The organism is Streptomyces sp. YIM 130001, from assembly GCF_003574445.1.
In the GTDB taxonomy this organism is placed as follows: Bacteria; Actinomycetota; Actinomycetes; order Streptomycetales; family Streptomycetaceae; genus Streptomyces.
The window spans coordinates 202,769-213,304 of the sequence record NZ_KZ984565.1; the positions used below are offsets into that span (position 1 = coordinate 202,769).

9 protein-coding genes are annotated in these 10,536 nt (G+C 71.1%); 6 read left to right on the forward strand and 3 right to left on the reverse strand.

From position 1 onward, the window contains the following. Positions 1–49: 49 nt before the first annotated feature. Positions 50–1,591 (reverse strand): CehA/McbA family metallohydrolase, encoded by a 1,542-nt coding sequence (locus tag DSC45_RS28610; RefSeq protein ID WP_119294864.1) that lies wholly within the window; start codon positions 1,589–1,591, stop codon positions 50–52. A 378-nt stretch (positions 1,592–1,969) separates the two neighbouring features. Between DSC45_RS28610 and DSC45_RS28615 the strand changes: the two genes are divergently transcribed. The 3 genes from DSC45_RS28615 to DSC45_RS28625 all read left to right on the forward strand — a co-directional run bounded on the left by DSC45_RS28615 (position 1,970) and on the right by DSC45_RS28625 (position 4,771). Next, on the forward strand, positions 1,970–3,124 hold the full coding sequence (locus tag DSC45_RS28615; protein ID WP_119294865.1) for a sensor histidine kinase: 1,155 nt from the start codon (positions 1,970–1,972) through the stop codon (positions 3,122–3,124). Continuing rightward, on the forward strand, positions 3,121–3,783 hold the full coding sequence (locus DSC45_RS28620; protein WP_119294866.1) for a response regulator: 663 nt from the start codon (positions 3,121–3,123) through the stop codon (positions 3,781–3,783). The genes DSC45_RS28615 and DSC45_RS28620 overlap by 4 nt, the downstream gene beginning before the upstream one ends. Before the next feature lie 133 nt (positions 3,784–3,916). Further along, complete coding sequence (locus DSC45_RS28625) at positions 3,917–4,771, forward strand: TIGR03619 family F420-dependent LLM class oxidoreductase (RefSeq protein ID WP_119294867.1); 855 nt, start codon at positions 3,917–3,919, stop codon at positions 4,769–4,771. Positions 4,772–4,777: 6 nt separating this feature from the next. On the opposite strand, the gene DSC45_RS28630 is transcribed toward DSC45_RS28625, so the two are convergent. Further along, complete coding sequence (locus DSC45_RS28630) at positions 4,778–5,257, reverse strand: CGNR zinc finger domain-containing protein (RefSeq protein ID WP_119294868.1); 480 nt, start codon at positions 5,255–5,257, stop codon at positions 4,778–4,780. 113 nt (positions 5,258–5,370) lie between these two features. Here DSC45_RS28630 and DSC45_RS28635 point away from each other — a divergent pair, with 113 nt between their 5' ends. Then, positions 5,371–6,240, forward strand: a complete 870-nt coding sequence (locus DSC45_RS28635) for an alpha/beta fold hydrolase (RefSeq protein ID WP_119294890.1) — start codon at positions 5,371–5,373, stop codon at positions 6,238–6,240. A 31-nt stretch (positions 6,241–6,271) separates the two neighbouring features. On the opposite strand, the gene DSC45_RS28640 is transcribed toward DSC45_RS28635, so the two are convergent. After that, positions 6,272–7,018, reverse strand: coding sequence for an SDR family NAD(P)-dependent oxidoreductase (locus tag DSC45_RS28640; protein ID WP_119294869.1), 747 nt, complete (start codon positions 7,016–7,018; stop codon positions 6,272–6,274). A 100-nt stretch (positions 7,019–7,118) separates the two neighbouring features. Here DSC45_RS28640 and DSC45_RS28645 point away from each other — a divergent pair, with 100 nt between their 5' ends. Both DSC45_RS28645 and DSC45_RS28650 read left to right on the forward strand, forming a co-directional pair. Further along, positions 7,119–7,712, forward strand: a complete 594-nt coding sequence (locus DSC45_RS28645; RefSeq protein ID WP_119294870.1) for a TetR/AcrR family transcriptional regulator — start codon at positions 7,119–7,121, stop codon at positions 7,710–7,712. Between the two features lie 109 nt (positions 7,713–7,821). Next, on the forward strand, positions 7,822–10,437 hold the full coding sequence (locus DSC45_RS28650; RefSeq protein WP_119294871.1) for a bifunctional FO biosynthesis protein CofGH: 2,616 nt from the start codon (positions 7,822–7,824) through the stop codon (positions 10,435–10,437). The last annotated feature ends 99 nt before the right edge of the window (positions 10,438–10,536 follow it).

The window sequence follows — 10,536 nt, forward strand, 5'->3', positions numbered from 1 at the left end:
CCCGGTCCGGGAACGGCGGTCGTTGCGCGTGGAGATACAGCGAGAAGGCTCAACTCCCCCCGAGGAATACCGGATTGGTGAACGCCGCGAGCGCTCCCGGAAGCCCCTCGGCGGTCGGTGCGTGACGCACCTCGGCGCGTACGTAGGAGGCGTACTGGGCTGTGGTGCTCCACTGGGCCGAACCTGTGCCGGAGTCCGGGAGGGCCGGGCCGGTGAAGAGGGTGCCCTGGTCGGTGACGAGGTGGAGGGTGCAGCCCGGCGCGCCCTTCACATCGAGTCGCACCGACACCGGTTCGTCCGGGGCGACGTCGAGCCGCCCGCCGATGCCGGCGTGCCGTCCGCGTCCGCCCGCGGCGCTGAACTCCAGTGACACGGAAGCCGATTCGGCCACGTAGCTGCGGCCCTTCCTGAGTCCTTCCTGGATCGCCTCGCGGGTCAGGTCCTCGGCGAGTACGACGGTCTGCGGTCCGCCGATGCGGTCGGGGTCCTTGTGCGAGTCGCTGTTGCCCATCGCCGGGGTCCAGCCCCGGCGCGCGGCCTGCAAGGTTCCGTCCCAGGCTTGCAGGGACACCTCGTCGTCGGGGGTGTACGGGCCGTTCCACACCTCCACCACGTCCGCCTCGCCGAAACCGAACTTCCAGTTGCACCCGATGCAGGTGGCGTGCGGATGGGCGGGTACGACCAGGCCGCCGGACCGGCGGATCTCCCGCGCGTAGTGCCCGAACCGGTTGTCGCGGGCCCGGTAGCGCCAGTCCACGAACGTGCCCGGGTCCGTGCCGAGCGCCACCACATGCCCGTTGCGCGTGGTGACCTCCTCGCCGAGCAGGATCAGCAGGTCGTCGCCCGCGTGTTCGGCCCAATGGGCGTGCGCGGACTGGGTGTTGTGCTCCGATGAGTTGATGAAGTCGAGTCCGGCGGCGCGGGCGAGCGCCGCGATCTCGGCCGGGGTGCGGCGGCCGTCGGAGTACCAGGAGTGGATGTGGCAGTCGCCCCGGTACCAGGCCCGGCCGCGCCCCTTGGCGCGCTCCGGCGGATACACAGGCTTCGGGGTCCGGCCGGGGTCGCCGTATTTCAGCGTGACCGTCACCTCGTACGGGAGACCCTCGGGAGCGACGGTGTACGGGCCGAGCGCGATGTGCCACGTACCGGCGCGCACCGGGCCCGGGACGTATCCCGGGGTCGCGGCGTCGGCGCGGATGAAGAACTCGCTGCGTGCGCCGCCCGACCAGCCCCGGAAGCCCTTGCCGCCGAGGTCCGTTCCGCGTTCGTCGAAGATGCCGATGTCGAGGGCGTTGCCCTGGGTGCCCGCCGGGACCTCCGGCTTCTCGTACGTGTAGTAGACGGCCAACTCGCGTACACCGTGCGGTACTTCGACCGGCAGGTACACGTAGTCGGGGGAGCCGGTGGGCAAGGTGCCGCGGACGGTCTTCGTCCGTGGCCGGTCCGGCTTTCCGTCGGCTCCGGGGGCGGGCTCCTCGGCTGCGTTCGCGAAGGTCACGCTGTTCAACGTAAGTGCCGTCGCCGCGCCCGTCACGAGCAACGCACGTCTGCCGGGGTGGCGTCCGGCGCCGTGGCTGTGTTCTTCGCACATGGTGGTGGCTCCCGGTTCGTAGGGGCTGCCTCTTCGCGTGGCTGTTCCGCGTGGCTGTGCAGAGCACTCTGGTATTGAGCGTTGAACGCCACTGAAAGGGAAGGGGACGAACTCCTCCGAATGATGGGGCGCGGGTGAGCCCCCCCGGCCGGGCCCGGAGGCGGCCCGTCCCTCCCCAGAGCTACATAGAGGTGTCCACCCCACGGTGACGATTCCGCCCCCGCCGGATCCGTAGCGTTCCACCCAACCCGCGGCCACCGCCGCCGTAGCAGGAGGAACCGCCATGAGACCGACCCTCCAACTCGCCGCAACAAACGACGATCCCGCAGGCCACGGGCTCGGCACCGCCCCGTCCATCACCACAACTACACTGCTCCGATGATCAGTTCACGGGAGGCCCGGGACGTCTGGCGCCGCTACGGAGCCAAGGCCGTGTACCCCCTCCTCGGCGTGCTGCTCTTCGCCGGGTCGTTCATGCCGTCGATGGAGAACCACGGCACCCAGGTCGGCGGAGTCGAGGCCAGGCCCTTCGATCTCCTGGCCGTCCTGGTGATCGCCGTCGAGGCCCTCCCGCTCGTCGTCTGCCGGCAGTGGCCGGTCGTCTGCAGCGCACTGGTCGCTCTCGGTTTCTCGGCCGACCAACTCCTCGGCTACCACTCGCTCGCGGGGACCGCCCTGCCGATCGTCCTCATCTGCCTGGCGTCCCGCCTGGAACAGCGCCGGCGCCTGGCCGTGGGTCTGCTGACGCTGGCGTTCCTCGCCCTGGCCGTCGCCCTCGCGCAGCTGGCTCCGGGTGAGCCGATCAGTGAGCTGACGATCCTCTACCTGGCCCTCGGCCTCGCCTGGGGCATCGGATCCTGGCTGCGCGCCACCAGGGCGGCGGAGGCCGAACGGCGCCTGCGCGTCGCCGAGGAGACCCGGCAGGCCGAGCGCAGCCGCATCGCCCGCGAACTCCACGACGTGGTGACCCACCACGTGACGGCCATGGTCGTGCAGGCCGAGGCGGCCCGCTATCTGACGGCCGCACCGGACCGCCTCGACCAGTCCCTGACCGCCGTCACCGACACCGGCCGGCAGGCGATCACCGACCTGCGCCACCTCCTCGACCTGCTCAACCCGGACCACGGAACCGACCTCAGGGTCCCCGTCGTCGGCCGTATCCGCACGCTCGTCGAACAGACCCGCCGGGCGGGCCAGCCGGTGGAGTTCAGCGAGCACGGCACGCCCGCCGAGTCGACCGGCAGCGGCGACCTGGTGGCCTACCGGGTCGTCCAGGAAGCCCTGACGAACGCCCTCAAGTACGCTCACGGCAGCCGGACTTCGGTACGGGTGCAGCACGGGGACAGGGAGATAACGGTGGCGGTCGGCACGGACGGGTCCGGAGCACGATCGGGCGCCCCCGGTGGCAGCGGGCGGGGCCTGGCCGGCCTGCGCGAGCGTGTCGACGTACTGGGCGGCGAGTTCAGCGCGGGCGACCGTACGGGCGGCGGCTTTCTCGTACGGGCGAGGATCCCGGCCGGGAACCGCTCGTGAGCGAACCGACCCGGGTCCTGGTCTGCGACGACCAGATGCTGATCCGCACCGGCCTGGTGACGATCATCGACGCGCAGCCGGACCTGGAGGTCGCGGGCGAGTGTGAGGACGGCCGGGCGGCGGTCGACCTCGCCGCCGAGATCCACCCGGATGTCGTGGTGATGGACGTCCGGATGCCGGTCCTCGACGGCATCGCGGCCACCCGCCTCCTGGCCGGCGCGGGGGTCGCGCATCCGACCAAGGTGCTCGTGGTGACGACGTTCAACCTCGACGAGTACGTGTACGAGGCGCTGCGCGCGGGTGCCAGCGGCTTCCTCCTCAAGGACGCGCCGCCGTCCCAACTCCTGCACGGCATACGGACGGTGGCCACCGGCGCGGCCCTCCTCGACCCGGAGGTGACGCGCCGGCTCGTCGGCCGGTACGCCGCCAGGATCCGGCCGGCGGAGGGCGACCGGGAGGAGGACGTCCCGCTCAGCCCCCGCGAACTCGAGGTCCTCCGCCTCATCGCCGACGGCCTCTCCAACAGCGAGATCGCCGCGACGCTCGTCCTCAGCCAGGAGACGGTCAAGACCTTCGTCTCCCGCATCCTCACCAAGCTCGGCCTGCGGGACCGGGTCCAGGCGGTCGTCTACGCGTACCGCCGGGGGCTCGTCGTCTGACGGAGTGCTCGCCCTCGCCCGGCATCGGCCGCACCGCACACCCCCCGGTACCGAGCCGAATCAACCCCGGCCCGCGTCTTGAGACCGCAGCCCGCAAGGCCGATCCTGTCTCCCCACCTGACCGGGAGGAACCTTGCGGATCTCAGCGACCCTGTACCTCACCGACCGGACCATCCCCCCGACCGTGCTGGCCGGCGCCCTGGAATCCCGCGGCTTCCACGCCCTCTACCTGCCCGAGCACTCGCACATCCCCGTGACCACCACCTCCCGCTACCCGGGCGGGGTGATGCCCCCGGAATGCGCCCGCATGCTCAACCCGTTCGTCGCCCTCGCCCAGGCCGCGGCCGTGACCCAGCACCTCCGCCTCGGCACGAACATCACACTCGTCGCCCAGCACGACCCCATCGACCTCGCCAAGCAGGTCGCCACCCTCGACCACCTCTCCGACGGTCGCGTCACCCTCGGCATCGGCTACGGCTGGAACCGCGAGGAGGCCGCCGACCACGGCGTCGACTGGTCACGACGGCGCACCCTGGTGAGCGACCGTCTCGCCGTGATGCGTGCGCTCTGGTCACCCGAACCGACCTCGTACGAAGGCGAGTCGGCGCGCGTGACCGCCGCCGACGTACACCCGAAGCCGCAGCGCACACCGCGTTCGGCGCCCGCCGGGCTCCTGCACGGGCCGCGCGTCCTCATCGGGGGCGCCGCGGGCCCCGGCCTCTTCGCCCGTATCGCCGCCGAGACGGACGGCTGGATGCCGGTCGGCGGCAGCGGCCTCCGCGACTCCCTCCCCGCGCTCCGCACCGCCTGGAAGGAGGCGGGCCGCGCGCCGGACGACCTCCGCATCGCCCTCACCGGCGTCGACCCCACCCCCGGCAAACTCGCCTACTACCGCGACCTCGGCATCGACGAAGCGATCCTCCAGCTACCGGCGAGGGACGAGGCCGGCCTGCTGCCCGTCCTGGACGGCTACGCCGAGCACATCTGACGCACCTCAGCGGCTCCGCTCGTAGTGGCGGCGGGCCTTCGCGCGGTTGCCGCAGGTGGCCATCGAGCACCAGCGGGCGCGGTTGGCTCGGCTGCGGTCGAGCAGGAAGAGCCGGCACTCGCTGTTGGCGCAGGGGCGGAGCCGGCCCGGGTACCGATCCTCGGTGGCGGCCCAGGTGAGGATCAGCTCGACGGGCAGGCGGGTGTGCACAGGCGACTTCACCGTCCAGTGCAGGCCGTCCGCGGTGAACTCCGGCACCTGGTGGACCCCTTCGAGGAAGGGGGACAGCGCGGTGGGCGGGCTCTGACCGCACACCACGTCCCGCAGGACGTCCCGGACCTCGCGCAGGAGCGCCAGTTCGGCGCGGCTGCCGTCGCCGCCGTGTTCGCTCGCCCAGCTTCTGCCGTCGGCCGGGTCGGCGAGGGCGTCCTGCTCCGTGCCGTCGATCAAGGGCCTGCTGTTGAGCAGGTCGAGGAGTACGTTCATCGCCGCCGCTCACCTTCTAACCGTATAGAGCCTTTTGACAGGTTAGCTTGCCCGTGCTTCCATGGCGAACAGCTAACCGGATCGAACGCGCAAAGGGGTTAGACATGAATGCGGTGCATCAGGTGCATCATCGGATCGCCACCATCGACGGCCACGAGCTCTTCTACCGCGAGGCCGGCCCGGCCGACGCCCCCGCGATCGTCCTGCTGCACGGCTTCCCGACCAGCTCGTTCATGTTCCGCGAGCTCATCCCGCTACTGGCCGGGGAGTATCGCGTCATCGCGCCCGACCACCTCGGCTTCGGCCGCTCCGCCGCCCCGCGCGCCGAGGAGTTCACGTACACCTTCGACGCGCTCGCCGACCTCACCTCCGGACTGCTCGACCACCTGGGCCTGGACCGCTACGCCCTCTACGTCCAGGACTACGGCGCCCCCATCGGCTGGCGCCTCGCCCTCCGGCACCCCGAACGCATCTCCGCCCTCGTCACCCAGAACGGCAACGGCTACGAGGAGGGGTTCGTCGAATCGTTCTGGGCCGACGTCTGGGCGTACGCGGCGAATCCCGGCCCGGAGACCGAGCCCGCCGTCCGCGCCGCGCTGTCCCTCGACGCGATCCGCCGGCAGTACCTGCACGGCGTCCCGGATCCGAGCGTGGTCAGCCCGGACACCTGGGAGCACGACCACGCACTCGTCTCCCGCGCGGGCAATGACGAGGTCCAACTGGCCCTGTTCCGCGACTACGTGAACAACCGTGCGCTCTACCCGCCGCTGCAGGAATTCCTGCGCACCGGTGAGGTCCCCGTCCTGGCCGTGTGGGGCCGTAACGACGAGATCTTCGGTCCGGCGGGCGCCCGGGCCTTCACCCGCGACGCCAGGGATGCGGAGGTGCACCTGCTCGACGGCGGCCATTTTCTGCTGGAGAGCCACCTGGACGTCGTCGCGGGCCACCTGCGCGCATTCCTGGGGCGGGTGCTGAATCCGTAGGCGTCGCTCGCCGTCGTCTCGGGGGCCGGCGCTATGCGCTGTATCCGCCGTCGATCCTCAGCACCGTGCCGGTGACGTAGGAGGCCTGCGGGCAGGCGAGGAAGACCACGCCTGCGGCGATCTCCTCCGGCCTGCCGTGCCGCCCCATCGCCGTCGTCGCGAGGAACGTGGCGGCGGCCGGGCCGTCGGCGGGGTTCATCTCGGTGTCGACGAACCCGGGCTGGACGACGTTGACCGTGATGCCACGGTGGGCCAGGTCGCGGGCGGCGCCCCTGCTGTATCCCTCGATGGCGGACTTGGTGCCCGCGTAGTCGGTCATCCCGGGAAAGCCCACGCGTGCGGCCACGCCCGAGCTGATGCTCACGATCCGGCCGCCGTCGGGCAGCAGCGGGAAGGCCGCCCGGATCGCGGCCACCACGCTGGTGTAGTTGATGGCGAGTTGGCGGTCGAAGGCGGCCTCGTCGGCGAGTTCGCTGTCGATCGGCGCGGCTGCGGTGTAGCCCGCGTTGTTGACCAGGATGTCCAGCCTCCCGAACCGCTCGGCCACGTTGTGGATCAGTTCCGCCGCCTGTGCGGCATCTGCCTGGTCGGCGCGGAAGGCCGCCGCGCGCACTCCCTTCGCCTCCAGGTCGGCGACCACGGCCTTGGCCCGATCCGCCGAGGACGAGTAGCTGATCGCGACGTCGGCTCCTTCGTCGGCCAGCGCCAGTGCCGTCGCCGCTCCGATTCCCCGCGAGCCGCCGGTCACGATCGCCACCTTGTGGTCCAGCTTTCCCATGTGCTTCTCCCTGGTCGAGTCGTGCGACGGAGTTCTTGACCGCCTGGTCCACCATACGGCTTGGTGGACTGGACGGTCAAGAACTCGTATCCTGCCCGGTATGGCACGTCCTCGAGCGTTCGACGAGAAGCAGGTACTGACCGCCGTCCTGGAGCAGTTCTGGGACGCCGGATACGCCGCGACCTCCCTCGAAGACCTGATGCGGGTCAGCGGGCTGGGCAAGGGGAGCCTCTATGCGGCGTTCGGCGACAAGCGCCAGCTCTTCCTGCGCGCACTGCGCAGCTACACCGACGACAACCACGGCCACCTTCGGCAAGCCCTCGATGACGCTCCACGGGCGGTGGACGCACTGCGCATGCTCCTGGAGGCGCCCATCGACGGCCTGACCGACGGCGGCGCGCGACGCGGTTGCCTGTTGGCCAACAGCACATGCGAACTCGGCACCGCCGACGCGGAAGTCCTCGCCCATGCCCACCGCGCCTACGAGACGTCCACCGCACTGATCGGCGACTGCGTGACCCGCGCCCAGCGAGAGGGCGACGTGCCGGCCGGAACCGATCCGATCGCACTCGCGCGCGCTCTGCTGGCCGCGCAACAAGGGATCGTGTTCATGGGCAGGACCGGCCTCGACACGGTCACCCTCACCGCCACGGCACGATCGCTCGCGGCTCAACTCCTGCCGGACAAGCCGTAGATGTGCTGTCCGGGCAGGGTGGTCCCGACCCGGCCCGCGCGGCCGGCCGCCGTCTCACCGGCCGAGATCCCGGCCCTCGGCCGGCGCGGGTGATCCGTATGCTCGATGTATGACGGATGACCAGGCCGGACGCCAGGGAGAACCGAGTCGACCCACCGCGAACGCCATGCGGCGAGCGTTGCGCAGAGCGAGGGACGGTGTCGCGCTCGATGCCGCCGAGGCCGCCGTACTGCTGCAGGCGCGCGGCGCCGACCTGGAGGATCTGACCTCCTCCGCGGCGCGAGTACGGGACGCGGGCCTCGAGGCCGCCGGCCGCACGGGCGTGATCACGTACTCGAAGAGCGTCTTCATCCCGCTCACCCGGCTCTGCCGGGACAAGTGCCACTACTGCACCTTCGTGACCGTCCCCGGCAAGCTCCGCCGCGAGGGCCACGGGATGTTCATGTCGCCGGACGAGGTGCTCGACATCGCCCGCCGCGGCGCCGAACTCGGCTGCAAGGAAGCCCTGATCACGCTCGGCGACAAGCCGGAGGACCGCTGGCCGGAGGCCCGCGAATGGCTCGACGCGCACGGGTACGACGACACCATCGCCTACGTACGGGCCATCTCGATCCGCATCCTGGAGGAGACGGGACTGCTCCCGCACCTCAACCCGGGCGTCATGAGCTGGACCGACTTCCAGCGCCTCAAGCCGGTCGCCCCGTCGATGGGCATGATGCTGGAGACCACCGCCACCCGACTGTGGAGCGAGCCGGGCGGCCCGCACCACGGCTCCCCCGACAAGGAGCCCGCCGTACGCCTGCGGGTGCTCGAGGACGCGGGGCGGTCGTCCGTGCCGTTCACCAGCGGGCTGTTGATCGGGATCGGGGAGACGTACGAGGAGCGCGCGGACTCGCTGTTCGCGCTGCGGCGCGTGGCCCGCTCGTACCACGGCATCCAGGAACTGATCATCCAGAACTTCCGTGCCAAGCCGGACACCGCGATGCGCGGCATGCCGGACGCGGAGCTCGACGACCTGGTCGCGGCCGTCGCCGTCGCCCGGCACATCATGGGCCCCTCGGGCTGCCTGCAGGCCCCGCCGAACCTCGTCGACGGCGAGTACGAGCGCCTCATCGCCGCCGGCATCGACGACTGGGGCGGCGTCTCGCCGCTCACCCCCGACCACGTGAACCCCGAGAAGCCCTGGCCGCAGCTCGACGAACTCGCCGAACGATCGGCTGTCGCGGGCTTCGAGCTGCGTGAACGGCTGTGCGTGTACCCGGAGTTCGTGCAGCGCGGCGAGCCCTGGCTCGACCCGCGGCTGCTCCCGCACGTGCGCGCGCTCGCCGACCCGAAGACGGGTCTGGCCCGCTCCGAGGTGCTGCCCGAGGGCCTGCCCTGGCAGGAGCCCGACGAGGCGTTCACCGCGACCGGCCGCACCGATCTGCACCACACCATCGACACCACCGGCCGCACCTCCGACCGGCGTGACGACTTCGACGCGGTCTACGGGGACTGGGAGGCGCTGCGCGAGGCCGCCGCACCCGGCATGGTGCCCTCGCGCATCGACGGCGACGTGCGCGAGGCGCTCGGTGTCGCCGCCGACGACCCGACCCGTCTCACCGACGACGAGGCGCTCGCCCTGCTGCACGCCGACGGCCCTGCCCTCGACTCCCTCACCCGTATCGCGGACGACCTGCGCAGATCGGTGGTCGGAGACGACGTCACGTACATCGTCACGCGCAACATCAACTTCACCAACGTCTGCTACACCGGCTGCCGTTTCTGCGCCTTCGCCCAGCGCCGCACCGACGCCGACGCGTACACCCTCTCCCTCGACCAGGTCGCCGACCGGGCCCAACAGGCCTGGGACGTAGGGGCGGTCGAGGTCTGCATGCAGGGCGGTATCCATCCGGACCTGCCCGGCACCGCGTACTTCGACATCGCGCGGGCCGTGAAGGAGCGGGTACCGGGCATGCATGTGCACGCCTTCTCACCCATGGAGGTCGTCAACGGCGCCTCGCGCACCGGGCTTTCGATCCGCGAGTGGCTGACCGCTGCGCGCGAGGCGGGTCTCGACTCGATCCCCGGGACGGCCGCCGAGATCCTCGACGACGAGGTCCGCTGGATCCTCACCAAGGGCAAGCTGCCGACGGCCACCTGGAAGGAAGTCGTCGGCACGGCACACGAGTTGGGCATCCGTTCCAGCTCGACGATGATGTACGGGCACGTGGATCAGCCGCGGCACTGGCTCGGCCACTTCCGGACCCTGGCCGGGATGCAGCAGCAGGCCCTGGAGAAGGGCGTGGAGGGCTTCACCGAGTTCGTGACGCTGCCGTTCATCCACACCAACGCGCCCGTCTACCTGGCGGGCATCGCCCGCCCGGGACCCACCACCCGTGACAACCGCGCGGTCACCGCCATGGCCCGCCTATTGCTCCACCCCTACATCCCCAACATCCAGACCAGTTGGGTGAAGCTCGGCACGGAGGGTGCCGCGGAGATGCTCCGTTCGGGCGCGAACGATCTGGGCGGCACGCTCATGGAGGAGACCATCTCCCGTATGGCGGGCTCGAGTTACGGCTCGTACCGCTCGGTCAAGGACCTCCTCGCCATCGCGGAGACCGCGGGCCGCCCGGCCCGTGCCCGCAACACGCTGTACGGCGACGTGCCGCAGGAGCGGCAGGAGGCGGCCGCCGCATCGGACGGCCATCTGCCGGAACTGCTGCCGGTTCTGGAGGACTAGGGCATGTCCGGGGAGACCCGCACGGCACTCACGGCGCCCCTCCGCCGACTACACACCTAGGGCCTGTCGTTCGCATCACCGTGGGCCCCGTCCTGTGAC